The 24,476-nt window shown below is 57.9% G+C and carries 21 protein-coding genes; 17 read left to right on the forward strand and 4 right to left on the reverse strand.

The window, feature by feature from the left end:
- Window positions 1-549 precede the first annotated feature (549 nt).
- Complete coding sequence (gltA, locus tag PMI22_RS17925) at window positions 550-1,839, reverse strand: citrate synthase (RefSeq protein WP_007945132.1); 1,290 nt, start codon at window positions 1,837-1,839, stop codon at window positions 550-552.
- A 364-nt stretch (window positions 1,840-2,203) separates the two neighbouring features.
- Between gltA and sdhC the strand changes: the two genes are divergently transcribed.
- The 12 genes from sdhC to PMI22_RS17865 all read left to right on the forward strand — a co-directional run bounded on the left by sdhC (window position 2,204) and on the right by PMI22_RS17865 (window position 16,734).
- Window positions 2,204-2,578, forward strand: coding sequence for a succinate dehydrogenase, cytochrome b556 subunit (sdhC, locus tag PMI22_RS17920; RefSeq protein ID WP_081502780.1), 375 nt, complete (start codon window positions 2,204-2,206; stop codon window positions 2,576-2,578).
- Window positions 2,572-2,940 (forward strand): succinate dehydrogenase, hydrophobic membrane anchor protein, encoded by a 369-nt coding sequence (gene sdhD / locus PMI22_RS17915; RefSeq protein ID WP_007945134.1) that lies wholly within the window; start codon window positions 2,572-2,574, stop codon window positions 2,938-2,940. The genes sdhC and sdhD overlap by 7 nt, the downstream gene beginning before the upstream one ends.
- A gap of 3 nt (window positions 2,941-2,943) precedes the next feature.
- Entirely contained in the window at window positions 2,944-4,719 is a 1,776-nt protein-coding gene (gene sdhA, locus PMI22_RS17910) for a succinate dehydrogenase flavoprotein subunit (RefSeq protein ID WP_007945135.1), read from the forward strand.
- Between the two features lie 11 nt (window positions 4,720-4,730).
- Window positions 4,731-5,435, forward strand: coding sequence for a succinate dehydrogenase iron-sulfur subunit (locus tag PMI22_RS17905; protein ID WP_007945136.1), 705 nt, complete (start codon window positions 4,731-4,733; stop codon window positions 5,433-5,435).
- Window positions 5,436-5,697: 262 nt separating this feature from the next.
- Complete coding sequence (locus PMI22_RS17900) at window positions 5,698-8,529, forward strand: 2-oxoglutarate dehydrogenase E1 component (protein WP_007945139.1); 2,832 nt, start codon at window positions 5,698-5,700, stop codon at window positions 8,527-8,529.
- Between the two features lie 42 nt (window positions 8,530-8,571).
- Window positions 8,572-9,789: a 2-oxoglutarate dehydrogenase complex dihydrolipoyllysine-residue succinyltransferase gene (gene odhB, locus PMI22_RS17895; RefSeq protein ID WP_007945142.1), complete on the forward strand. Its 1,218-nt coding sequence runs from the start codon at window positions 8,572-8,574 to the stop codon at window positions 9,787-9,789.
- Window positions 9,790-9,895: 106 nt separating this feature from the next.
- A complete protein-coding gene (gene lpdA, locus PMI22_RS17890; protein ID WP_007945143.1) occupies window positions 9,896-11,332 on the forward strand; it encodes a dihydrolipoyl dehydrogenase in 1,437 nt (478 codons plus the stop codon).
- A 196-nt stretch (window positions 11,333-11,528) separates the two neighbouring features.
- Window positions 11,529-12,695, forward strand: a complete 1,167-nt coding sequence (sucC, locus tag PMI22_RS17885; protein ID WP_007898980.1) for an ADP-forming succinate--CoA ligase subunit beta — start codon at window positions 11,529-11,531, stop codon at window positions 12,693-12,695.
- Complete coding sequence (sucD, locus tag PMI22_RS17880; RefSeq protein WP_007945144.1) at window positions 12,695-13,576, forward strand: succinate--CoA ligase subunit alpha; 882 nt, start codon at window positions 12,695-12,697, stop codon at window positions 13,574-13,576. The genes sucC and sucD overlap by 1 nt, the downstream gene beginning before the upstream one ends.
- A gap of 424 nt (window positions 13,577-14,000) precedes the next feature.
- Window positions 14,001-15,314 carry a branched-chain amino acid transport system II carrier protein gene (gene brnQ / locus PMI22_RS17875; protein WP_007945145.1) on the forward strand — a complete coding sequence of 438 codons (1,314 nt, stop codon included), beginning with the start codon at window positions 14,001-14,003 and terminating at the stop codon, window positions 15,312-15,314.
- 281 nt (window positions 15,315-15,595) lie between these two features.
- Window positions 15,596-16,333, forward strand: a complete 738-nt coding sequence (locus tag PMI22_RS17870; RefSeq protein WP_007945146.1) for a DUF599 domain-containing protein — start codon at window positions 15,596-15,598, stop codon at window positions 16,331-16,333.
- Window positions 16,333-16,734: an MAPEG family protein gene (locus PMI22_RS17865; RefSeq protein WP_007945147.1), complete on the forward strand. Its 402-nt coding sequence runs from the start codon at window positions 16,333-16,335 to the stop codon at window positions 16,732-16,734. Before PMI22_RS17870 ends, PMI22_RS17865 begins: the two co-directional genes overlap by 1 nt.
- A gap of 67 nt (window positions 16,735-16,801) precedes the next feature.
- Here the strand turns inward: PMI22_RS17865 and PMI22_RS17860 are convergent, their stop codons facing one another.
- Window positions 16,802-17,035, reverse strand: coding sequence for a hypothetical protein (locus PMI22_RS17860; protein ID WP_007945150.1), 234 nt, complete (start codon window positions 17,033-17,035; stop codon window positions 16,802-16,804).
- Window positions 17,036-17,191: 156 nt separating this feature from the next.
- On the opposite strand from PMI22_RS17860, the gene PMI22_RS17855 reads away from it, so the two are divergent.
- The 3 genes from PMI22_RS17855 (at window position 17,192) to htpG (ending at window position 20,103) form a co-directional block, all read left to right on the forward strand.
- Window positions 17,192-17,668 (forward strand): PaaI family thioesterase, encoded by a 477-nt coding sequence (locus PMI22_RS17855; protein WP_007945151.1) that lies wholly within the window; start codon window positions 17,192-17,194, stop codon window positions 17,666-17,668.
- Window positions 17,665-18,117 (forward strand): PaaI family thioesterase, encoded by a 453-nt coding sequence (locus tag PMI22_RS17850; RefSeq protein ID WP_007945152.1) that lies wholly within the window; start codon window positions 17,665-17,667, stop codon window positions 18,115-18,117. The genes PMI22_RS17855 and PMI22_RS17850 overlap by 4 nt, the downstream gene beginning before the upstream one ends.
- Before the next feature lie 81 nt (window positions 18,118-18,198).
- The gene (gene htpG, locus PMI22_RS17845; protein WP_007945155.1) at window positions 18,199-20,103 is read left to right on the forward strand and encodes a molecular chaperone HtpG; all 1,905 of its coding nucleotides are present in this window, start codon (window positions 18,199-18,201) and stop codon (window positions 20,101-20,103) included.
- A 164-nt stretch (window positions 20,104-20,267) separates the two neighbouring features.
- Here the strand turns inward: htpG and PMI22_RS17840 are convergent, their stop codons facing one another.
- Window positions 20,268-21,134, reverse strand: a complete 867-nt coding sequence (locus PMI22_RS17840; protein ID WP_007945156.1) for a pirin family protein — start codon at window positions 21,132-21,134, stop codon at window positions 20,268-20,270.
- A gap of 61 nt (window positions 21,135-21,195) precedes the next feature.
- Window positions 21,196-21,612 (reverse strand): OsmC family protein, encoded by a 417-nt coding sequence (locus PMI22_RS17835; protein ID WP_007945157.1) that lies wholly within the window; start codon window positions 21,610-21,612, stop codon window positions 21,196-21,198.
- A gap of 260 nt (window positions 21,613-21,872) precedes the next feature.
- Between PMI22_RS17835 and PMI22_RS17830 the strand changes: the two genes are divergently transcribed.
- Complete coding sequence (locus PMI22_RS17830; protein ID WP_007945158.1) at window positions 21,873-23,249, forward strand: pyridoxal-phosphate dependent enzyme; 1,377 nt, start codon at window positions 21,873-21,875, stop codon at window positions 23,247-23,249.
- Entirely contained in the window at window positions 23,246-24,421 is a 1,176-nt protein-coding gene (locus tag PMI22_RS17825; RefSeq protein ID WP_007945159.1) for a trans-sulfuration enzyme family protein, read from the forward strand. The genes PMI22_RS17830 and PMI22_RS17825 overlap by 4 nt, the downstream gene beginning before the upstream one ends.
- Window positions 24,422-24,476: the final 55 nt, after the last annotated feature.

Genomic DNA, 24,476 nt, shown 5'->3' on the forward strand with positions numbered 1-24,476 from the left:
AGGCAAAGGCAAAGGCAAAGGCAAAGGCAAAGGCAAAGGCAAAGGCAAAGGCAAAGGCAAAGGCAAAGGCAAGATCAACAGCTTCGCAGGATTGGTCGGCTGCCAAGCCGCCTTCGCTGGCAAGCCAGCTCCTACAGTAGATCGGCGTACAGCCCTGCTTCTCACCACTCAATAGGCCGAGCGTTAGCTCGCCTGCAGCTTTTGATTTTGACGCACCGCCCCCTCGAGAGGCCGAGTGGAGGTTCTGCGCAGTGGGCAACCCGGCATGGATGCCGGGTTAGCCGCCCCCGGCCATGGATGGCCGATGGCGGCGGGCCCACGGAGCAGGACCGGAGCGAGGGCATGCCGAGCCTGGGCGAGGCACCGAACGAAAGGGGCGAGAGCCCTTGGTTACTTGGGGCTTTTCCAAGTGACTCGCTGTAAGAGCGAAACCGCCAGTCGCCGTGACAGAAGAAACGGATATGCACACAAACCGCACAAACAAAAACGGCCTCTAAATAAATAGAGGCCGTTTCCGGTGCAACTTAAGGCTATATCGCAAGACAGGTCTTATTTGCGGTCTTCCAGCTTGGTGATGTCACGCGACTCGTAGCCGGTGTACAGCTGGCGCGGGCGGCCAATCTTGTACGGGCTGGAGAGCATTTCTTTCCAGTGGGAGATCCAGCCGACAGTCCGCGCCAGGGCGAAGATCACGGTGAACATGCTGGTTGGAATGCCGATCGCCTTGAGGATGATCCCCGAGTAGAAGTCGACGTTCGGGTACAGCGAGCGTTCGATGAAGTAAGGGTCGGTCAGGGCGATCTCTTCCAGGCGCATGGCCAGTTCGAGTTGCTTGTCGTTCTTGATGCCCAGTTCCTTCAACACTTCGTCGCAGGTCTGCTTCATGACGGTAGCGCGTGGGTCGCGGTTTTTGTAAACCCGGTGACCGAAGCCCATCAGTTTGAACGGATCGTTCTTGTCCTTGGCCTTGGCGATGTACTTGTCGATGTTCGAGACATCGCCAATTTCATCAAGCATGGTCAAAACGGCTTCGTTCGCGCCGCCGTGGGCAGGGCCCCACAGTGCAGCGATGCCGGCGGCGATACAGGCGAACGGGTTGGCACCCGAAGAGCCGGCCAGACGAACGGTAGACGTCGATGCGTTTTGCTCGTGGTCGGCATGGAGGATGAAAATCCGGTCCATGGCCTTGGCGAGCACCGGGCTGATCGGTTTGATCTCGCACGGGGTGTTGAACATCATGTGCAGGAAGTTTTCCGCGTACGTCAGGTCGTTGCGCGGGTACATCATGGGTTGGCCCATGGAGTACTTGTAAACCATCGCTGCCAGCGTCGGCATCTTGGCAACCAGACGGATCGCGGAAATTTCGCGATGCTGCGGGTTATTGATGTCGAGGGAGTCGTGGTAGAACGCCGAAAGGGCGCCGACTACGCCGCACATGACAGCCATCGGGTGGGCGTCGCGACGGAAGCCGTTGAAGAAGGTCTTCAGCTGCTCGTGAACCATGGTGTGGTTCTTGACGGTGCTGACGAACTGGGCCTTCTGTTCTGCGGTCGGCAATTCGCCGTTGAGCAGCAGATAGCAGGTTTCCAGGTAGTCCGACTTTTCAGCCAATTGTTCGATCGGGTAACCGCGGTGCAACAGAATGCCGTTGTCGCCGTCGATATAGGTGATCTTCGACTCGCAGGAAGCGGTCGACATGAAACCAGGGTCAAAGGTGAAACGGCCCGTGGCCGTCAGGCCCCGAACATCGATAACATCGGGACCAACGGTGCCGGTTAAAATGGGCAGCTCGACGGGGGCTGCGCCCTCGATGATCAACTGCGCTTTTTTGTCAGCCATGTGGCCTCCTATTTATGCTTGAAATCATCAGACAGACCCCCCACGCAGGGCCCGCACCACTATAGTGAGATAAATTCGAATGTCAATTTGCCTAAAGTCTTGCTCCTGAAGGCTTTAACCGGACTTTTTCCTCGAAATTGACTGCCGTTTACGCCTTTTATCCAACTTGTGCAATCAGCTATTAGGGGAAGGCGAACGCGTTGTCATTAGTAGCCTAACTGTCTATACTCGCCCTCCGACCGCCAGGGGCTTTTGGGCCTGCTTTATTGGGGGTCGCACTCCCTGGGTGGTGGGTACCTGACCAGTGCACTCCCCAACAACTTTGCCCTGATTGTTAGGGGCTCTTCAGTGTGAAAAAAAAGCCGTGAATAGCCAACGACCTGTAAACCTAGACCTAAGGACCATCAAACTCCCAGTCACTGCTTACACGTCCATTCTTCACCGGATATCCGGAATCATCCTCTTTGTCAGCCTGGCCATCATGCTTTATGCATTGGACAAGTCGCTGAGCTCGGAAGAAGGTTTCGGCCAGGTGAAAGCGTGTCTGACCAGTCCGCTAGCCAAGCTAGTGACATGGGGCATCCTGTCCGCCTTGCTGTATCACCTGGTTGCCGGTGTGCGCCATTTGATGATGGACATGGGCATCGGCGAGTCGCTTGAAGGCGGCAAACTGGGCTCGAAAATCGTTATCGCCGTTTCCGTGGTGGTAATCGTTCTGGCAGGAGTTTGGATATGGTAACTAACGTCACGAACCTGTCGCGTTCGGGCCTCTATGACTGGATGGCACAGCGTGTGTCTGCGGTCGTTCTCGCGGCTTACTTCATTTTCCTGATCGGATACGTCGTCGCCAACCCTGGCATCGGCTACGCCCAATGGCATGAACTGTTCGCAAGCAACTGGATGCGTATTTTCAGTCTCCTGGCCCTCGTTGCCCTCGGCGCTCACGCCTGGGTCGGCATGTGGACCATCGCGACCGACTACCTGACGCCGATGGCGTTCGGCAAGTCCGCGACTGCAATACGTTTCCTCTTTCAGGCAGTATGCGGCGTCGCGATGTTCGCCTACTTCGTCTGGGGTGTGCAGATTCTTTGGGGTATCTGATTCATGTCTACTACAGTTAATACGCTTTCGTTCGACGCCATCATCATTGGCGGCGGCGGTGCTGGCATGCGCGCTGCTCTGCAGCTGGCGCAAGGTGGTCACAAGACTGCCGTGGTTACCAAGGTTTTCCCGACTCGTTCGCACACTGTATCCGCCCAGGGTGGCATCACCTGCGCCATCGCGTCCGCTGATCCGAACGATGACTGGCGCTGGCACATGTACGATACCGTCAAGGGTTCCGACTACATCGGTGACCAGGACGCTATCGAATACATGTGTTCCGTAGGCCCGGAAGCGGTCTTCGAGCTCGAGCACATGGGTTTGCCGTTCTCCCGTACTGAACAGGGTCGCATCTATCAGCGTCCGTTCGGCGGTCAGTCGAAAGATTTCGGTAAAGGTGGCCAGGCTGCCCGTACATGCGCCGCTGCCGACCGTACCGGTCACGCCCTGCTGCACACCCTGTACCAGGCCAACCTCAAGGCCGGCACCGTATTCCTCAACGAATACTACGGCGTCGACCTGGTGAAGAACGAAGATGGTGCCTTTGTCGGCATGATCGTCATCTGCATCGAGACTGGCGAAACTTCCTACGTCCGCGCTAACGCCACCGTTCTGGCGACTGGCGGTGCAGGTCGTATCTACTCGTCCACCACCAATGCCCTGATCAACACCGGTGACGGCGTTGGCATGGCTCTGCGTGCTGGCGTGCCGGTACAAGACATCGAAATGTGGCAGTTCCACCCGACCGGCATCGCCGGCGCTGGTGTACTGGTTACTGAAGGCTGCCGCGGTGAAGGCGGTTACCTGATCAACAAGCACGGCGAGCGTTTCATGGAGCGTTATGCTCCGAACGCCAAAGACCTTGCTGGTCGTGACGTTGTTGCCCGTTCGATGGTTAAAGAAATCATCGCCGGCAACGGTTGCGGTCCGGATGGCGACCACGTGATGCTGAAACTCGATCACCTTGGTGAAGAAGTTCTGCACAGCCGTCTGCCAGGCATCATGGAACTGTCCAAGACCTTCGCTCACGTCGATCCAGCCGTAGCGCCGATTCCGGTCGTTCCAACCTGCCACTATATGATGGGCGGCGTTGCCACCAACATTCATGGTCAGGCAATCACCCAGGACGCCGAAGGCGTTGACCAGATCATTCCTGGTCTGTTCGCCGTAGGCGAAGTGGCGTGCGTATCGGTTCACGGTGCCAACCGTCTGGGCGGCAACTCGCTGCTCGACCTGGTGGTATTCGGCCGTGCCGCCGGCCTGTTCCTGGAGCAGACGCTGAAGGAAGGCGTTGATTACGCTCGTCCTCGCCAGTCCGACATCGACGCTGCCCTGGCACGTCTCGATGGCCTGAACTCGCGTACCGAGGGTGAAGACGTCGCTACCCTGCGCAAAGAACTGCAAAGCTGCATGCAGAACTACTTCGGTGTGTTCCGTACCGGCGAATACATGCAGAAGGGTATTGCCCAACTGGCTGATCTGCGTGGCCGTATCGCCAACGTCAAGATCAACGATAAGAGCCAGGCGTTCAACACCGCTCGTATCGAAGCGCTGGAGCTGCAAAACCTGCTGGAAGTGGCCGAAGCCACCGCCATCGCTGCAGAGATCCGCAAAGAGTCCCGCGGTGCTCACGCCCGTGAAGACTACGAAGACCGCGACGACGAAAACTGGCTGTGCCACACCCTGTACTTCCCGGGTGACAAGCGCGTGACCAAGCGTGCTGTGAACTTCTCGCCGAAGACTGTTCCGACTTTTGAACCTAAGATTCGGACTTATTAAGGGTGGCCGCCATGTTGCAAGTCAGTGTTTATCGCTACAACCCTGATCAGGACGCTGCGCCGTTCATGCAGGAATTTTCGGTCGATACCGGTGGTAAAGACCTGATGGTGCTGGACGTGCTGGCCCTGATCAAAGAGCAGGACGAAGGTTTCTCCTATCGTCGCTCTTGCCGTGAAGGTGTTTGCGGTTCCGACGGCATGAACATCAACGGCAAAAACGGCCTGGCATGCGTCACGCCGCTGTCTTCTGTCGTAAAAGGTAACAAGCTGATTGTTCGTCCACTGCCAGGTTTGCCGGTTATCCGTGACCTGGTCGTAGATATGAGCATCTTCTACAAGCAATACGAGAAGGTTAAGCCATTCCTGCAGAACGACACGCCGGCTCCGGCCATCGAGCGTCTGCAGTCCCCGGAAGAGCGTGAAAAGCTTGATGGTCTGTACGAGTGCATCCTGTGCGCTTGCTGCTCGACTTCCTGCCCGTCCTTCTGGTGGAACCCGGACAAGTTCCTGGGTCCAGCTGCTCTGCTGCAAGCGTACCGCTTCCTGGCAGACAGCCGTGACACCAAGACTGCCGAGCGTCTGGCTTCGCTGGATGATCCGTTCAGCGTATTCCGCTGCCGCGGGATCATGAACTGCGTCAACGTCTGTCCGAAAGGCCTGAACCCGACTAAGGCCATCGGTCACGTACGTAACATGTTGCTGCAAAGCGGCGTGTGATTCAGCTGCTGTACCCGTAAGACCGTAGTACCTGTAGATGCTACGGCGCAGGCTTCAACCGGCGCCGTAGTTTTAACCTGAGCAGCAGCTTATAAGGCTGCGGCTCTTATTTTGAAGAAATGAGACAAGCAGGGGCATCCGGGCTGGTACCCGGACTATCAGCGTGATCCTAAGTGGCTTGTTTTGGTCGCTGCATTCGGACTTCTGCAAGTGTGCTCGGTGTCGACGCCGGTGGTGTTCCCCTAACCGAGGGTGACCAAGCATGCAAGAAAGCGTGATGCAGCGCATGTGGAACAGCGCCTACCTGTCCGGTAGTAACGCTGCCTATGTGGAAGAGCTCTACGAGCTCTACCTGCACGACCCTAACGCTGTGCCAGAAGAGTGGCGCACCTACTTCCAGAAGTTGCCGGCTGACGGCAACACTGCTACCGATGTTTCGCACTCCACAATTCGCGATCATTTCGTCTTGCTGGCAAAGAACCAGCGCCGCGCCCAACCGGTTTCCGCCGGCAGCGTGAGCAGTGAGCACGAGAAGAAGCAAGTTGAAGTGCTGCGATTGATCCAGGCCTACCGTATGCGTGGCCACCAGGCAGCCCAGCTTGACCCGCTGGGGCTGTGGCAGCGTCCTGCACCTGCAGACCTGTCGATCAATCATTACGGCTTGACCAATGCCGATCTTGATACGATCTTCCGTGCCGGCGACCTGTTCATCGGCAAAGAGGAAGCGAGCCTACGCGAAATTCACGAAGCGTTGCAGCAGACATATTGCCGCACCATCGGCGCTGAATTTACGCATATCACCGATTCCGAGCAGCGCCAGTGGTTCCAGCAGCGTCTGGAAAGCGTACGCGGCCGTCCGACGTACTCCGCCGACATCAAGAGCCACCTGCTTGAACGCGTCACTGCCGGCGAAGGTCTGGAAAAATACCTGGGAACCAAATACCCGGGTACCAAACGTTTCGGTCTGGAAGGCGGCGAAAGCCTGATTCCGATGCTCGATGAGCTGATCCAGCGCTCCGGTTCCTACGGCACCAAGGAAATCGTCATCGGCATGGCCCACCGTGGCCGTCTCAACGTGCTGGTCAACACCTTCGGCAAGAACCCGCGCGAGCTGTTCGACGAGTTCGAAGGCAAGAAGAAGGTCGAGCTGGGTTCCGGTGACGTCAAGTATCACCAGGGCTTCTCGTCCAACGTGATGACCACCGGCGGTGAAGTTCACCTGGCCATGGCGTTCAACCCGTCCCACCTGGAAATCGTTTCTCCAGTGGTCGAGGGTTCGGTTCGCGCACGTCAGGATCGTCGTAACGACCCTACCGGCGAGAAGGTTCTGCCGATTTCCATCCACGGTGACGCGGCATTCGCCGGTCAGGGCGTGGTGATGGAAACCTTCCAGATGTCGCAGACCCGCGGTTTCAAAACCGGCGGCACCGTGCACATCGTGATCAACAACCAGGTCGGTTTCACCATCAGCAATCCGCTGGACTCGCGCTCCACCGAGTACGCGACCGACGTTGCGAAAATGATCCAGGCACCGATCCTCCATGTAAATGGCGATGATCCGGAAGCTGTGTTGTTCGTGACCCAGCTGGCCATCGACTACCGCATGCAGTTCAAGCGTGACGTGGTGATCGACCTGGTCTGCTACCGTCGTCGTGGCCACAACGAGGCCGACGAGCCAAGCGGCACCCAGCCAATCATGTATCAGCAGATCACCAAACAGCGCACTACCCGTGAGCTGTATGCCGATCGTCTGACTCAGGGCGGAGTGCTGGACGCAGAGCGTGTTCAGGCGAAAGTCGACGAATACCGCAACGCGCTGGACAACGGTCTGCATGTTGTAAAAAGCCTGGTCAAAGAGCCGAACAAAGAGTTGTTCGTGGACTGGCGTCCGTATCTGGGCCACGCCTGGACCGCACGTCACGACACGCGTTTCGATCTGAAAACCTTGCAGGAACTGTCCGCCAAGCTGCTGGAAATTCCGGAAGGCTTCGTGGTTCAGCGCCAGGTCTCGAAAATCTACGAAGACCGTCAGAAGATGCAAGCCGGCGGCCTGCCGATCAACTGGGGTTACGCCGAAACCATGGCGTACGCGACCCTGGCGTTCGAAGGTCACCCGATTCGCATGACGGGTCAGGACATCGGTCGCGGTACGTTCTCGCACCGTCACGCTGTCTTGCACAACCAGAAAGACGCGGGCACCTACATCCCGCTGCAAAACCTGTACAACGGCCAGCCACGTTTCGACCTGTACGATTCGTTCCTGTCCGAAGAAGCCGTACTGGCGTTCGAATACGGTTACTCGACCACCACGCCTGATGCGCTGGTGATCTGGGAAGCCCAGTTCGGCGACTTCGCCAACGGTGCCCAGGTGGTTATCGACCAGTTCATCACCAGTGGCGAGCACAAGTGGGGCCGTCTCTGCGGTCTGACCATGCTGCTGCCGCACGGTTATGAAGGTCAGGGCCCGGAGCACTCGTCGGCTCGTCTGGAGCGTTACCTGCAACTGTGCGCCGAGCACAACATTCAGGTAGCCGTACCGACCACGCCGGCTCAGATCTATCACTTGCTGCGCCGTCAGGTCATTCGCCCGCTGCGCAAGCCATTGATCGTTCTGACTCCGAAGTCGCTGTTGCGTCACAAGCTCGCCATATCGACCCTGGAAGATCTGGCCGAAGGTTCGTTCCAGACCGTGATCCCGGAAATCGATGTTCAAGACCCGAAAAAGGTCGAGCGCATTGTTCTGTGTAGCGGCAAGGTCTACTACGACCTGCTGGAAAAACGCCGTGCCGAAGGTCGTGATGACATCGCCGTCGTGCGTATCGAGCAGCTGTACCCATTCCCTGAGGACGACTTGAAAGAAGTCCTGGCTCCTTACACCAACGCCAAACATGCCGTCTGGTGTCAGGAAGAGCCGATGAACCAGGGTGCCTGGTACTGCAGCCAACACCACTTGCGTCGTAGCGTCAGCAATCTCAACAAGTCTCTCGTACTCGAGTACGCGGGCCGTGAGGCTTCTGCTGCACCTGCTTGTGGTTATGCATCGATGCACGCCGAGCAGCAGGAAAAACTGCTGCAAGACGCCTTTACTGTTTAACGCCTTCGCGCACCTGAAACCGAATTTAAGGACCCACAGATAATGGCTATCGAAATCAAAGCCCCCACTTTCCCGGAATCGGTTGCCGATGGCACCGTTGCCACCTGGCACAAACAACCGGGCGACGCTGTAAAGCGTGACGACCTGATTGTCGACATCGAAACCGACAAGGTTGTGCTGGAAGTGTTGGCCACTGCTGACGGCGTGCTGGGCGCTATCGTCAAGAACGAAGGCGACACCGTTCTGTCCGACGAAGTCCTGGGCTCCATCGAAGCGGGTGGCGCTGCAGCCGCCGCTCCAGCTGCCGCTCCGGCCGCTGCACAAGCCGCTGCTCCAGCTGCTGAAGGTGAAGACGATCCTGTTGCTGCACCGGCTGCTCGCAAGCTGGCTGAAGAAAACGGCATCAACATCGCTTCCGTTGCCGGTACTGGCAAAGGCGGTCGTGTGACCAAGGAAGACGTGGTAGCGGCTGTTGCTGCCAAGAAAGCCGCACCTGCTGCCGCGCCTGCCAAGGCTGCTGCACCTGCTGCTGCCGCTCCTGTGTTCGCCGCTGGCGACCGCATCGAGAAGCGCGTTCCGATGACCCGCGTTCGTGCTACCGTCGCCAAGCGTCTGGTAGAAGCTCAGTCGAACATGGCGATGCTGACTACCTTCAACGAAGTCGACATGACCGAAGTCATGGCCCTGCGTTCGAAGTACAAGGACCTGTTCGAAAAGTCCCACAACGGCGTACGCCTGGGCTTCATGTCGTTCTTCGTGAAAGCGGCCACCGAAGCGCTGAAACGCTTCCCGGCTGTCAACGCCTCGATCGACGGCGGCGACATCGTTTACCACGGCTACGCCGACGTCGGTGTTGCTGTTTCCAGCGACCGTGGTCTGGTTGTACCGGTTCTGCGTAACGCCGAACTGATGAGCCTGGCTGAAATCGAAGGCGGCATCGCCACCTTCGGCAAGAAAGCCCGTGACGGCAAACTGTCGATGGACGAAATGACCGGCGGCACGTTCACCATCACCAACGGTGGTACTTTCGGTTCGATGATGTCGACCCCGATCGTCAACCCGCCGCAAGCCGCTATCCTGGGCATGCACAACATTCTGCAGCGTCCTATGGCGATCAACGGTCAGGTCGTTATCCGTCCGATGATGTACCTGGCTCTGTCCTACGATCACCGTCTGATCGATGGCAAAGAAGCTGTGACTTTCCTGGTGACCATCAAAAACCTGCTGGAAGACCCGGCTCGTTTGTTGCTGGATATCTAAAAAGCAGCCGCAAGCTGTAAGCTGCAAGCCCCCAGCTCAAAGCGAGCAAGTGGGCTTCAGTCTTGCGGCTTGCGGCTTGTAGCTTGTTGCTAAAAGGGAACCTTTTATGACTCAGAAATTTGACGTAGTAGTGATCGGCGCGGGCCCTGGCGGCTACGTAGCTGCCATCAAGGCAGCACAGCTTGGTCTGACGACGGCCTGCATCGAGAAGTACACCGACAAGGAAGGCAAACTGGCTCTGGGCGGTACTTGCCTGAACGTCGGCTGCATTCCATCCAAGGCGCTGCTGGACAGCTCCTGGAAGTTCCACGAAGCCCAGGATGGCTTCGCGATCCACGGTATCAACCACGCTGGCGTGACCATGGACGTGCCAGCAATGGTCGGCCGTAAAGCCAACATCGTCAAAGGCCTGACCTCGGGTGTTGCCACCCTGTTCAAAGCCAACGGTGTGACTTCCATTCAGGGTCACGGCAAGCTGCTGGCCGGCAAGAAAGTTGAAGTCACCAAGCCTGACGGCTCGGTAGAAATCATCGAAGCCGAGAACGTGATTCTGGCTCCAGGCTCGCGTCCGATCGACATTCCACCGGCTCCGGTTGACCAGAATGTGATCGTCGATTCGACTGGCGCACTGGAATTCCAGTCCGTACCCAAGCGTCTGGGCGTGATCGGCGCTGGCGTTATCGGTCTGGAACTGGGTTCGGTCTGGTCCCGTCTGGGTGCTGAAGTTACCGTTCTTGAAGCGCTGGACACTTTCCTGATGGCCGCTGACGCTGCCGTTTCCAAGGAAGCGCTGAAAACCCTGACCAAACAAGGTCTGGACATCAAGCTGGGCGCACGCGTTACCGGTTCCAAAGTGAATGGCGACGAAGTCGTTGTGAACTACACCGATGCCAAGGGCGAACAGAACATCACTTTCGACAAGCTGATCGTAGCCGTTGGTCGCCGTCCAGTGACCACTGATCTGCTGTCCGCTGATTGCGGCGTGACCCTCGACGAGCGCGGTTTCGTGCACGTTGACGATCACTGCGCCACCACCGTACCGGGCGTATACGCCATCGGTGACGTGGTTCGCGGCATGATGCTGGCACACAAGGCCTCGGAAGAGGGCATCATGGTCGTTGAGCGCATCAAGGGCCACAAAGCCCAGATGAACTATGACTTGATCCCTTCGGTTATTTATACTCACCCGGAAATCGCATGGGTCGGTAAAACCGAGCAGGCCTTGAAGGCTGAAGGCGTTGAAGTTAACGTTGGCACCTTCCCGTTCGCAGCCAGTGGCCGTGCCATGGCAGCCAACGACACCGGCGGTTTCGTGAAAGTCATTGCCGATGCCAAGACTGACCGCGTATTGGGCGTCCACGTGATTGGCCCGAGCGCTGCAGAACTGGTTCAGCAGGGCGCGATCGGTATGGAATTCGGCACCAGCGCTGAAGACCTGGGCATGATGGTTTTCTCCCATCCGACCCTGTCTGAAGCCTTGCACGAAGCAGCTCTGGCAGTGAATGGCGGCGCCATTCACATCGCCAACCGCAAGAAGCGTTAAGACAATAAGAAACCACGGCGGAATGGCCCGTCGTGAGCCTTGCATGCAAGACTCACCGCGGAATATCCGCTGGACGCAGTCTTGCGTAGCTGCACCGGTTGTCCGGAAAGGCTACGCAAGCAGCAGTCAAAGGTGGTGCGGCACTTGAACGAGTGCAGCACCGAATGCGCAGTACCTAACGAAGACGGTAATAAGCATGAATCTTCACGAGTATCAGGGTAAGCAGCTGTTCGCTGAATACGGCCTGCCAGTTTCCACCGGTTATGCAGTAGATACCCCGGAAGCAGCAGCAGAAGCTTGCGACAAAATCGGCGGCACCGAGTGGGTTGTCAAAGCCCAGGTTCACGCTGGTGGTCGCGGTAAAGCGGGCGGCGTCAAGCTGGTTCGCAGCAAAGAAGACGCCAAGGCATTCGCACAGCAGTGGCTGGGCAAGCGTCTGGTGACTTACCAGACTGACGCCAACGGTCAGCCAGTCACCAAGATCCTGGTTGAATCGTGCACTGATATCGCTAAAGAGCTGTACCTGGGCGCTGTCGTTGACCGTTCGAGCCGTCGTATCGTGTTCATGGCTTCCACCGAAGGTGGCGTGGACATCGAGAAAATCGCTCACGACACTCCAGAGAAAATTCTGAAAGCCACTATCGATCCACTGGTTGGCGCTCAGCCATTCCAGGGTCGCGAACTGGCATTCCAGCTGGGTCTGGAAGGCAAGCAAGTTGCTCAGTTCGCCAAGATCTTCGTAGGTCTGGCCAAGCTGTTCAAGGATCACGACCTGGCTCTGCTGGAAGTGAACCCGCTGGTGATCAAGGCTGACGGCGATCTGCATTGCCTCGACGCCAAGATCAACATCGACGCCAACGCCATGTACCGTCAGCCTAAGCTGAAGACTTTCCACGATCCGTCGCAAGACGATCCGCGCGAAGCGCACGCTGCCAAGTTCGAACTGAACTACGTAGCACTGGAAGGCAACATCGGTTGCATGGTCAACGGTGCTGGCCTGGCCATGGGTACCATGGACATCGTCAACCTGCATGGCGGCAAACCAGCCAACTTCCTCGACGTGGGCGGCGGTGCTACCAAAGAACGCGTTACCGAAGCGTTCAAGATCATCCTGTCCGACACTAACGTCGCTGCAGTATTGGTCAACATCTTCGGCGGCATCGTTCGTTGCGACATGATTGCCGAAGGCATCATCGGCGCTGTGAAAGAAGTCGGCGTGAAAATCCCGGTTGTTGTTCGCCTTGAAGGCAACAACGCTGAGCTGGGCGCTAAAGTACTGGCAGAAAGCGGTTTGAACATCATCGCTGCTACCAGCCTGACCGACGCTGCTCAACAAGTCGTTAAAGCTGCGGAGGGCAAATAATGAGCGTCCTGATCAATAAAGACACCAAAGTTATCTGCCAGGGTATTACCGGTTCGCAAGGTAGTTTCCACACCCAGCAAGCCATCGAATACGGCACCAAGATGGTTGGCGGCGTAACTCCTGGCAAAGGCGGCACCGAGCACCTGGGTCTACCAGTGTTCAACACCGTGAAAGACGCTGTAGCTGCCACTGGCGCCACCGCCAGCGTGATCTACGTTCCAGCTCCTTTCTGCAAGGACTCGATCCTGGAAGCTGCTTTCGGCGGCATCAAGCTGATCGTTTGCATCACTGAAGGCATTCCTACCCTGGACATGCTGGACGCTAAAGTTAAGTGCGACGAGCTGGGTGTTACCCTGATCGGCCCTAACTGCCCAGGCGTGATCACTCCAGGCGAATGCAAGATCGGCATCATGCCAGGTCACATTCACTTGCCAGGCAAGGTCGGTATCGTTTCCCGTTCCGGCACCCTGACCTACGAAGCTGTCAAGCAAACTACTGACGCCGGTTTCGGTCAGTCGACTTGCGTCGGCATCGGCGGTGACCCGATCCCGGGTTCGAACTTCATCGACATCCTGAAGCTGTTCCAGGAAGACCCGAAGACCGAAGCGATCGTCATGATCGGCGAGATCGGCGGTTCGGCTGAAGAAGAAGCGGCTGCCTACATCAAGGCAAACGTGACCAAGCCGGTTGTTTCCTACATCGCTGGTGTGACTGCCCCTGCGGGCAAGCGCATGGGCCATGCTGGCGCAATCATCTCTGGCGGCAAAGGCACTGCAGACGAGAAGTTTGCTGCCCTGGAAGACGCAGGCGTTAAAACCGTGCGTTCGCTGGCAGACATCGGCAAGGCTTTGTCCGAGCTGACCGGTTGGGCGATCAAATAAGCCTCGCGCTTAGCTGACGCTTTACCAAACAAAGGCCACCTTCGGGTGGCCTTTGTCGTTTCCGGGTGATCGTTCCCCCGCTCTGCGTGGGAATGCCGCTGGGGACGCTCCGCGTTCCACCTTTGGATGTGACGCAGAGCGTCACGGGATGCGTTCCCACGCAGAGCGTGGGAACGATCTGCTTTATAGACACAGATCAATTTACATGCAGAAACGCGACACAGAAACGTCGTGTATCGGATAGTTCGCCCTTTAACAGTGCGTTTCCCCGGCAAACTCGTTAGGCTACACACCATTTTTGCGAACGCGGCCCACAAAGCAGTGACGCGCTAAAGGGTCAGTCCTATACGGATCGACAGCATTTCCCTCACCCCAAAGGGAAATCCCTCTCTAAATTCCGATTCAGTAGTGTGGTATTTCCTTAATGAAAGTGTTGAAAGGCCAGGACATCCTGGCACTTGGTTTTATGACATTTGCCCTCTTTGTCGGGGCTGGCAACATCATCTTCCCGCCTATCGTCGGCTTGCAGTCCGGACCTAATGTCTGGATGGCGGCGCTGGGCTTCTTGATCACCGCGGTCGGTTTGCCTGTGATCACCGTGGTTGCACTGGCGAAAGTCGGTGGTGCGATGGATGCGTTGAGCAGCCCGATCGGCAAAATCGCCGGTGGCCTGTTGGCTGCCGCGTGCTACCTGGCAGTCGGCCCATTGTTTGCCACCCCGCGCACCGCCACCGTCTCGTTCGAAGTCGGCCTGGCGCCGCTGACCGGCGAGAGCCCGTTGGCGCTGTTCCTCTACAGTTCGGTGTACTTCCTGATCGTGTTCTTCATCTCGCTCTACCCGGGGCGTTTGCTGGATACCGTAGGACGTTTTCTCGCACCACTGAAGATCATTGCCCTGGCCGCGCTCGGCATCGCCGCGTTCGCGTTGCCTGCCGGTGATATCGGCGTGGCCACGCCGGAATACGTCGCGGCACCGTTCTCTCAAGGTTTCATCAATGGTTACCTGACCATGGATACCCTGGGCGCTTTGGTGTTCGGTATCGTGATTGTTAACGCGATCCGCTCCCGTGGTGTTGAATCGCCGGTGCTGATCACCCGTTACGCCATCATTGCCGGGCTGATTGCCGGCGTTGGCCTGGCTCTGGTTTATGTCAGTCTGTTCCGCCTCGGTTCGGGCAGCCACGAAGTGGCCGCCGGTGCGACCAACGGCGCGGCGGTATTGCACGCTTATGTGCAACACACCTTCGGTTCGTTGGGCAGCGGTTTCCTGGCCGTGTTGATCTCGCTGGCCTGCCTGGTAACGGCTGTAGGCCTGACCTGTGCCTGTGCCGAGTACTTCAGCCGCGTGCTGCCACTGTCGTACAAGACGCTGGTCATCATCCTGGCGGTGTTCTCCTTGCTGGTGTCCAACCTGGGCCTCACCAAGCTGATTGCCTTCTCGATCCCGGTCCTGACGGCGATCTACCCGCCATGCATCGCCCTGGTGGCGCTGAGCTTCTGCAAGGACTTCTGGCATGAGCAGGGCCGCATCGTCGGTCCGGTGATGCTGGTGTCGTTCCTCTTCGGCATGATCGACGCGCTCAAGGGCGCGGGTCTGGCGGACTGGATGCCGACTCAGTTGTCTCACTTGCCGCTGAGCGAGCAGGGCCTGGCGTGGCTGGTGCCGGCGGTCATGACCCTGGTGGTCGCGGTGGTTTGCGATCGACTGCTGGGCAAGCGCGAAGAAGCGCTGGCTTAAGTCGCTGAATGGCCTGCCACAAGCGGGCTATCAAGCTGAAACAGAAATGCCCCGTATCAATCGATGCGGGGCATTTTTTTTGGAGTCAGTGCAGTGTCTTTTTCCATAAGCTAACGTCGAAGCCTTGCAAATTTCCAATGTGGGAGCGAGCCTGCTCGCGATGGCGATTTTACTTTCAACAGAGATGTTGACTGATCTACCGCTATCGTCGGAACGCCGCCCGGAGCCGGCTCGCTCCCACAAGGTTTCGAGTATTTCGCCACTCCATCAAAAGGACCTGCATGTCGTTCATCCACGCCAACCTGATCCACATCCTCGCCGCGCTCTGGTTTGTCATCTGCTGGGGCGGTTACACCCGCTATGCCACGTGGAAGGGCCGTGACACCGCGTGCCTGGCCAGCGTGTTGCATCTGTACCGCGAAGACTGGATGCGTCGCATGCTGTTACGCGACAACCGCATCGCCGATGCCAGTGTGGTGGGTAACCTAGAGCGTAATGCCTCGTTCTTTGCCTCCAGCACCTTGATTATTCTGGCCGGTATTCTCACCGTGCTCGGTGCTTCCGAAAGAGCGGTGTCGTTGTTGGCGGATATCCCGATGGTGCAGCAGGCGTCCCAGGGCATGTCGGAGATCAAATTGCTGTGCCTGGCGCTGGTGTTTGTCTACGCCTTCTTCACCTTCAGCTGGTGCATGCGCCAGTACAACTTTGCAGCGATTCTGATTGGCTCGGCGCCAATGGTCGGTGAACGCCACGTGTCCGAACAGGAACGCAAAGCCTTCGCTGCCCGCGCGGCACGGGTCATCTCCATGGCCGCTAACCAGTTCAACTTCGGCCTGCGTTCCTACTACTTCGGCATGACCATGCTGGCCTGGTTCGTCAGCCCGTGGCTGTTCATGCTGATGAGTACCGGCGTGGTATTGGTGTTGTATCGCCGGGAGTTTCATTCCGACGTTCTGGACGTGATGGTCTATACCCCTACAGAGGCACCCTTGCCCGAGGCAAACAAAGAGGTCGCTTGATGAGTATTCCGTTCTGGTGTGTGTTAATCAGTGCATTACTGATTTATGTGGCCCGCATGCCGGTGGCCAAGGCGATGAAAGAGCAGGGCGGTTACAACAATCACCTGCCGCGTCAGCAGCAGGGGCAACTTACCGGCTTCGGGGCCCGTGCGTTGGCCGCGCATCAAAACTGTTTTGAAGCCTTTATATTGTTTGCGGTAGGTGTGTTGATGGCGCACACCACCCAAACCGCAGGATGGCTGATCGACCTGCTGGCGATCATCTTTGTGATCTCACGCATTATCTACTTACTGTGTTACTGGGGCGATTTGGCCTGGCAGCGCAGTCTGGTCTGGTTTGTGGGTTTCGTCTGTTCGTTGTTACTGATCATTAGTCCGACTTTTAGAAGCATTTTGCTCTAGCGGAGCAAATCGCAGGCAAAAGAAAACCCGCACCAGGCGGGTTTTCTTTTGCAAGCTAAAAACTGTTTTAGTTTTTAGGTGCTTCTTTTGCGGCAGCTTCGTTCGATTCAGCCTGAGCTTCGGCAGCTTTGGCGTTTTCTTTCGCAGCGTCGTTCACTTTATCCTGAGCTTTGTTCATGTCTTGCTGAGCCTGTTCAGCATGTTTGGCTGCATCTTGAGCTTTGTCCTCGGATTTTTTATCGCAGGCAGCGAGACCGAGGGAAGCGGTCAACATCAAGGCAATAGCTAAAGTCTTACGCATGGGGTGTTTCTCCTTATGGAAATAACTACTGGCCTTTCGAGCACACCCGGCAATGATAAGTTCCTCATTTCATACAAATATATGAAGGATATTCGCTAAGGAACTTTTTGCTTTTTCCAAGACTTCGAATCCCCACTAACTAGAGCTTTTTATCACATGGCCGAAAACCCTGTTTTTGAGCGTGCGACGCGATTCCTGTCGGCGCTGCGGCATTGTCAGGTCCTTGGGTTACGGGTGCACAGCGCCAGCAATGACGGACTAACGGTCATCTTGCCGTACAGCCCGCAAATCGTTGGCAACCCGCAAACCGGCGTGATCCACGGCGGTGCGCTGACATCGTTGATGGACACTGCCTGCGGTATGTCGACCCTGTGCGTGCTGCCCGAATTTGAAGTCTGCCCGACCCTCGATCTGCGCATCGACTACATGCATGCCGCCGAACCGCATAAAGATGTCTACGGTTTTGCCCAATGCTACCGAGTGACCACCGACGTGATCTTCGCCCGTGGTTTCGCCTATCAGGACGATCCCGAGCACCCCATCGCCCATGTTGTGGGTACGTTCATGCGCATGGGCAAAGCCATCAAAGGCACGAAAGGCTTTGGCGGCGTCATCTCCGGAGGTGCGCAATGACTGATTCCTTCAAGGAACAACTGCAACAGGCTCATGAGGAGGGCAACTACGCGTCACTGTTGCACCTGATTCCTTATGCCAAACTGATCGGCGTCGAATGTTCGCGGGTGGGGGATGATCTGCTGTTTCGCCTGCCAGCCAACAAGGACAACATTGGTAACCCTTTATTGCCGGCGATTCATGGCGGCGTGATTGCCGGGTTCATGGAACTCTCGGCCGCGCTGCACTTGCTGATTTTCACGGGTTCGCCGGGTGTACCGAAAATCATCGATTTCTCCCTCGACTACCTGCGCGCCGGGCAGTTTCGCGATACCTGGGCCAAATGTCAGGTGTGCCGACAGGGGCGTCGGGTCGCCAACGTGGCCGTTACCGCCTGGCAAAGCACTGAATCCGAGCCCATTGCGACGGCCCGTGCCCATTTCAAAATTGAGGAGCCCTTGAAATCCTGAACACAGCCCCCAACTCTGATGACAACCCGCCGCCGACCCTGAAGGTCGCGGCCACTGCCATCTGATTGGAGTTTGATGACCATGAGTGTGGAAACTCAAAAGGAAACCCTGGGCTTCCAGACCGAGGTGAAGCAACTGCTGCACCTCATGATCCATTCGCTGTATTCCAACAAGGAAATCTTCCTTCGCGAATTGATCTCGAACGCCTCTGACGCTGTCGACAAATTACGTTTCGAAGCCCTGTCCAAGCCTGAATTGCTGGAAGGTGGCGCCGAACTGAAAATCCGTGTGACCTTCGACAAGGACGCCAAAACCGTCACCCTCGAAGACAACGGCATTGGCATGAACCGCGAAGAAGCGATCGCCCATCTGGGTACCATCGCCAAATCCGGCACAGCCGACTTCATGAAACACCTGTCTGGCGATCAGAAGAAAGATTCGCACCTGATCGGCCAGTTCGGTGTGGGTTTCTACTCTGCCTTCATCGTCGCCGACAAAGTCGACGTGTTCAGCCGTCGTGCCGGTGATGCGGCCAGCGAAGGTGTGCACTGGTCGTCCAAGGGCGAAGGCGATTTTGAAGTGGCCACCGTTGAGAAAGCCGAGCGCGGCACTCGCATCGTTCTGCACCTGAAGTCCGGTGAAGACGAATTCGCCGATGGCTGGCGTCTGCGCAACATCATCAAGAAGTACTCCGACCACATCGCCCTGCCGATCGAGTTGCCAAAAGAAGTGGCCGCCGCTGAAGGTGAAGAGCAGCCGGCCGTTGAATGGGAAACCGTCAACCGCGCCAGTGCCCTGTGGACCCGTCCTCGCACTGAAGTGAAGGACGAGGAATACCAGGAGTTCTACAAGCACGTCGCTCACGATTTCGAGAACCCGCTGAGCTGGAGCCACAACAAGGTCGAAGGCAAGCTCGAATACAGCTCGCTGCTCTACGTGCCGGCCCGTGCTCCGTTCGACCTGTACCAGCGTGAAGCGCCGAAAGGCCTGAAGCTGTACGTGCAGCGTGTGTTCGTGATGGACCAGGCCGAGTCGTTCCTGCCGTTGTACCTGCGTTTCATCAAAGGCGTGGTCGATTCCAACGACCTGTCGTTGAACGTGTCGCGGGAAATCCTGCAGAAAGACCCGATCATCGATTCGATGAAGTCGGCGCTGACCAAGCGCGTTCTGGACATGCTGGAAAAACTGGCGAAGAACGAGCCTGAGCAATACAAGGGCTTCTGGAAGAACTTCGGTCAGGTCATGAAAGAAGGCCCGGCAGAAGATTTCGCCAACAAAGAGAAAATCGCTGGCCTGCTGCGTTTCGCATCGACCAACGGTGATGAAGGCGAGCAAGTGGTGGGTCTGGCCGAATACCTGGCTCGCGCCAAGGAAGGTCAGGACAAGATCTACTACCTGACCGGCGAAACCTACGCGCAAGTCAAAAACAGCCCGCACCTGGAAGTCTTCCGCAAGAAAGGCATCGAAGTGCTGCTGCTGACCGATCGCATCGACGAGTGGCTGATGAGCTACCTCAGCGACTTCGACGGCAAGAGCTTCGTTGACGTGGCGCGTGGTGACCTGGACCTGGGCAATCTGGACTCGGAAGAGGACAAGAAAGCCGCGGAAGAAGTCGCCAAGTCCAAAGAAGGTCTGGTTGAACGTCTGAAATCCGCATTGGGTGACTCGGTTGCTGAAGTACGGGTCTCCCACCGTCTGACCGATTCCCCGGCGATTCTGGCGATCGGCGAGCAGGACCTGGGCATGCAGATGCGTCAGATCCTGGAGGCCAGCGGTCAGAAGGTTCCGGAGTCGAAGCCGATCTTCGAGTTCAACCCGGCGCACCCGCTGATCGAGAAGCTCGACAACGAGCAGAGCGACGAGCGTTTCGGCGACCTGTCGCACATTCTCTTCGATCAGGCGGCCCTGGCTGCCGGTGACAGCTTGAAGGATCCGGCCGCGTATGTGCGCCGTCTGAACAAGCTGCTGGTTGAACTGTCGGTTTAACTGCGTTGTAGATAAAACCCGCTTCGCAGACTGTGTGAAAACCTAGCAATCTGGCTGATCGTTCCCACGCTCCGCGTGGGAATGCCTCTAGGGGCGCTCCGCGTCCAGTGACGCGGAGCGTCACGGGCTGCATTCCCACGCGGAGCGTGGGAACGATCAGGCGTTCACCGAAGAGGCAGTTCGATCCGTTCACTTTCCCCCGGCACCGTCGGCCAATCCCCGGCCGCCCAGCGCCGCCGTGCTTCATCGATGGCCGCCGGATCGCTCGAGACAAAATTCCAATTGATCCTCCTGGGGCCGTCCATTGGCGCGCCACCAAACAACACGGCATGACAGTCGCTCTCGGCAAACAGTGTCATCGCTTCCCCCGCCGGCAACACCACCAGCGAATTCAGTTCCAGTGCTTCGCCATCCAGCTGCGCCTCGCCGCTCAAGACATACAACGCTCGCTCTTCATGCTCGGTGGGAATCAGCAGCGTGGTCGCCGTTTGCAGGTTTAATTCCGCGTACAACGTAGGAGAGAGCACCGGGACTGGGGATTCCAGACAAAAGCCTGACCCGGCAATCATCCGGATCTTTACCCCAAGGTTATCGCTGACCGGCAAGGTGGCGGCCGGATGATGGCTGTAGTGCCCCGGGCCTTGTTCATGCTCTTTGGGCGATGCCAGCCAGATCTGCAGGCCGTGCATTGTGAAACCGCTGCTCTTCAACGCCTCGGGGGTGCGTTCGACGTGGGCAATCGCGCTGCCGGCGGTCATCCAGCTCACATCACCGGCATCGACCACTTGATCGGAACCGAGGCTGTCCTTGTGCTGGATTTGCCCTTCAAACAGATAGGTGAGGGTCGACAGGCCGATATGCGGATGCTGGCGGATGTTCATGCCTTTTCCCGCGGGATACCGGGTTTGCAGCATGTGGTCGAAAAACACGAAAGGCCCGACGCTGCGGCACTTGGCTGACGGCAGCGGGCGAAGAATCGGCTGGCCTTCGACATCTTCGATGCGGGGGCGGATCACGAGCGGAGAGTTCATGCTGCATTCCAGGCTGAGCGGGTGATGCGTGGAGCATAACCCGCTTGCGCAGCCGTTGCCGCTACTGGCTGAACGCACCTTCGGAGAGGTGGGTTTCGATGCTGACATCGGTGGTGGTCATCAGCTTGTGGACAGGGCAACGGTCGGCCACGCGGTGCAATTCATCGCGCTGAGCGTCGGTGAGCACGCCCTTGAGGGTCAGCTTGACGTGCAGGGCGTATTTGCCTTTCTGTTCTTCGCTGTTGTCGCGTTTGACCTCGACCGTGACACCGGTCAGCGGGATGTCCTTCTTCCTGGCATACATCTTCAGGGTCAAGGCTTTGCACGCCCCCAAGGCCGCATCGAAGTAATCGTGGGGTTCTGGCGCCGAGCCTTCACCGCCTGACGAGGTCGGCACGTCGGCAAACAGTTCGTGGTCGTCGATCTGAACACTGTGGCGAAAACCTTCGGCGGAAACGGTATTGACGGTAACGGTCATGGAAAGCCTCCCAGGCTGGAAAAATCGTTCGGTCAAAAAGACCTTGAAGTTATAGAGCATTCCTCAATCGGAGCGTTCCACTTTCTTGCGGGTGCGTGCCTGTTCGCTGACTGAATACCCGGCGACCGGCTAGCCGCGCACGGTTGCGAATGACGCTATCGCGGCCTATGGTCCAAGCGAGGTAATGCTTGCGAGCGTCACACAATGACGCGCCGCAGGTTGGTGTCCATCCAGTGCGAAAACCATAGCAAGGTGAAGACATGCCCAACGAATCCCGCCCTGCCGTCCTTGAATTGATTGGTAACACGCCGCTGGTGCGTGTCAGTCGCTTCGATACCGGCCCCTGTACGCTGTTCCTCAAACTCGAATCACAAAACCCCGGCGGATCGATCAAGGATCGCATCGGTCTGGCGATGATCGACGCCGCCGAGCGCGATGGTCGCCTGCAACCCGGAGGCACCATCGTCGAGGCCACTGCCGGCAACACTGGCCTGGGTCTGGCCCTTGTCGGTCGTGCCAAGGGGTATCGAGTGGTGTTGGTGGTGCCCGACAAGATGTCCACCGAGAAAGTCTTGCACCTCAAGGCAATGGGCGCCGAGGTGCACATAACCCGCTCCGATGTCGGCAAGGGCCATCCCGAGTACTACCAGGATGTGGCCGCGCGGCTGGCAAAGGAAATTCCCGACGCCTTCTTTGCCGATCAATTCAACAACCCGGCCAACCCCCTGGCCCACGAATGCAGCACCGCTCCAGAGATCTGGGCGCAAACCCAGCATGATGTGGATGCCATCGTCGTCGGCGTCGGCTCGGCCGGCACGCTGACCGGCCTGACCCGTTTCTTTAACCGCGTGCAGCCGGACCTGGTCATGGTGTTGGCCGACCCGGTCGGCTCGGTGATGGCCGAATACAGCCGCAGCGGCACCCTCGGTACCCCCGGTTCCTGGGCGGTGGAAGGCATCGGCGAAGATTTCATTCCCTCGATTGCCGACCTGTCCAGCGTGCGCCACGCGTATTCGATCAGCGACGAAGAAAGCTTCGATCATGCCCGCCAACTGTTGCGCGCCGAAGGCATTCTCGGTGGCTCGTCGACTGGCACATTGCTGGCGGCGGCGCTGCGTTATTGCCGAGAGCAAACCGAGCCGAAACGGGTCGTGAGTTTCGTCTGCGACACCGGTACACGCTACCTGTCGAAGGTCTACAACGATCAGTGGATGAACGATCAAGGCCTGTTGCAGTACAAGCACTATGGCGACCTTCGCGACCTGATCTCGCGCCGTTTCGAGGATGGTCGAGTGATCAGCGTGGGCCCTGACGACACGCTGCTGACTGCTTTTCAGCGCATGCGTCTGGCGGACGTGTCACAACTGCCGGTGCTGGTGGATGGCCAGCGGCTGGTCGGTGTCATCGACGAGTCCGACATTCTGCTGGGAGTGCATCAGGACGCCTCGCACTTCCGTTTGACGGTGGCCAGCGCAATGACGGACAAGCTGCAAACCCTGCCTGCCGCTGCCAGTCTGGCGCAGCTGCAGGCGGAACTCGACCGTGGGCTGGTGGCGATCATTGCCGATACATCGGGCTTTCACGGACTGATTACCCGCTTCGACTTACTCAATCATCTACGGAGATCCCTGACATGAGTCACGATAAAGAGGCTGCGCCGCATGGATTTGCCACGCGTGTGATCCATGCGGGGCAGGCGCCGGACCCTTCCACCGGGGCGTTGATGCCGCCGATTTACGCCAACTCTACTTATTTGCAGCAAAGCCCTGGTGTGCACAAAGGCCTCGACTACGGGCGCTCGCACAACCCGACGCGTTGGGCGCTGGAGCGCTGCGTGGCGGATCTCGAAGGGGGCACCCAGGCCTTTGCGTTCGCGTCCGGGCTGGCAGCGATTTCCACAGTGCTCGAATTGCTCGATGCCGATTCGCATATTGTTTCGGGCAATGATTTGTATGGCGGTACGTTTCGCCTGTTCGACAAGGTGCGGCGGCGCAGTGCCGGGCATCGTTTCAGCTTCGTCGATTTGACAGACCTTGCGGCCTTTGAAGCCGCGCTGCAGGACGACACGCGAATGGTCTGTGTCGAGACGCCGAGCAATCCGTTGTTGCGCCTCTCTGATCTCGCCGCCATCGCACGCATCTGCCGCCAGCGCGGGATCATTTGCGTGGCCGACAACACCTTCGCGAGTCCTTGGACCCAGCGCCCGCTGGAATTGGGCTTCGATGTCGTGGTGCATTCGACCACCAAGTATTTGAATGGTCACTCCGACGTGATCGGCGGCATCGCGGTGGTGGGGCAGAACGCGCAGCTGCGCGAGCGACTGGGCTTTCTGCAAAACGCTGTGGGCGCCATCGCCGGTCCATTCGACGCCTTTCTTACCCTGCGCGGCGTGAAAACCCTGGCACTGCGCATGGAGCGCCACTGCAGCAACGCCCTGGCGTTGGCGCAATGGCTGGAACAACAGCCGCAGGTGGCGCGCGTCTACTACCCGGGATTGCCATCACATCCGCAGCACGAACTGGCGCGGCAACAGATGCGCGGTTTTGGCGGGATGATCTCACTCGATCTGAACAGCGACCTGGCGGGCGCCAAGCGCTTTCTGGAGAGCGTGCAGATCTTTGCGCTCGCGGAGAGCCTGGGCGGGGTGGAAAGCCTGATTGAGCACCCGGCGATCATGACCCACGCGACCATCCCCGCCGACACCCGTGCCCAACTTGGCATCGGCGATGCGCTGGTGCGATTGTCCGTGGGGGTCGAGGACGTCGAAGACCTGCGCGCTGATCTGGCGCAAGCGTTGGCGCGGATTTAAGTTCCAGCAGGCAAAAAAAATCCGGAACCCTTATCGGATTCCGGATTTTCGTGTT

This window comes from Pseudomonas sp. GM21 (assembly GCF_000282215.1).
In the GTDB taxonomy this organism is placed as follows: domain Bacteria; phylum Pseudomonadota; class Gammaproteobacteria; order Pseudomonadales; family Pseudomonadaceae; genus Aquipseudomonas.

Coding starts and splice junctions, on each gene's coding strand:
- PMI22_RS17865 (WP_007945147.1), top strand. CDS start 16,333: ATGAGTATTCCGTTCTGGTGTGTGTTAATCAGTGCATTACTGATTTAT.
- lpdA (WP_007945143.1), top strand. CDS start 9,896: ATGACTCAGAAATTTGACGTAGTAGTGATCGGCGCGGGCCCTGGCGGC.
- PMI22_RS17905 (WP_007945136.1), top strand. CDS start 4,731: ATGTTGCAAGTCAGTGTTTATCGCTACAACCCTGATCAGGACGCTGCG.
- PMI22_RS17870 (WP_007945146.1), top strand. CDS start 15,596: ATGTCGTTCATCCACGCCAACCTGATCCACATCCTCGCCGCGCTCTGG.
- gltA (WP_007945132.1), bottom strand. CDS start 1,839: ATGGCTGACAAAAAAGCGCAGTTGATCATCGAGGGCGCAGCCCCCGTC.
- PMI22_RS17860 (WP_007945150.1), bottom strand. CDS start 17,035: ATGCGTAAGACTTTAGCTATTGCCTTGATGTTGACCGCTTCCCTCGGT.
- sucD (WP_007945144.1), top strand. CDS start 12,695: ATGAGCGTCCTGATCAATAAAGACACCAAAGTTATCTGCCAGGGTATT.
- PMI22_RS17830 (WP_007945158.1), top strand. CDS start 21,873: ATGCCCAACGAATCCCGCCCTGCCGTCCTTGAATTGATTGGTAACACG.
- PMI22_RS17855 (WP_007945151.1), top strand. CDS start 17,192: ATGGCCGAAAACCCTGTTTTTGAGCGTGCGACGCGATTCCTGTCGGCG.
- sdhA (WP_007945135.1), top strand. CDS start 2,944: ATGTCTACTACAGTTAATACGCTTTCGTTCGACGCCATCATCATTGGC.
- brnQ (WP_007945145.1), top strand. CDS start 14,001: ATGAAAGTGTTGAAAGGCCAGGACATCCTGGCACTTGGTTTTATGACA.
- sdhD (WP_007945134.1), top strand. CDS start 2,572: ATGGTAACTAACGTCACGAACCTGTCGCGTTCGGGCCTCTATGACTGG.
- PMI22_RS17900 (WP_007945139.1), top strand. CDS start 5,698: ATGCAAGAAAGCGTGATGCAGCGCATGTGGAACAGCGCCTACCTGTCC.
- PMI22_RS17850 (WP_007945152.1), top strand. CDS start 17,665: ATGACTGATTCCTTCAAGGAACAACTGCAACAGGCTCATGAGGAGGGC.
- sucC (WP_007898980.1), top strand. CDS start 11,529: ATGAATCTTCACGAGTATCAGGGTAAGCAGCTGTTCGCTGAATACGGC.
- htpG (WP_007945155.1), top strand. CDS start 18,199: ATGAGTGTGGAAACTCAAAAGGAAACCCTGGGCTTCCAGACCGAGGTG.
- odhB (WP_007945142.1), top strand. CDS start 8,572: ATGGCTATCGAAATCAAAGCCCCCACTTTCCCGGAATCGGTTGCCGAT.
- PMI22_RS17835 (WP_007945157.1), bottom strand. CDS start 21,612: ATGACCGTTACCGTCAATACCGTTTCCGCCGAAGGTTTTCGCCACAGT.
- PMI22_RS17825 (WP_007945159.1), top strand. CDS start 23,246: ATGAGTCACGATAAAGAGGCTGCGCCGCATGGATTTGCCACGCGTGTG.
- PMI22_RS17840 (WP_007945156.1), bottom strand. CDS start 21,134: ATGAACTCTCCGCTCGTGATCCGCCCCCGCATCGAAGATGTCGAAGGC.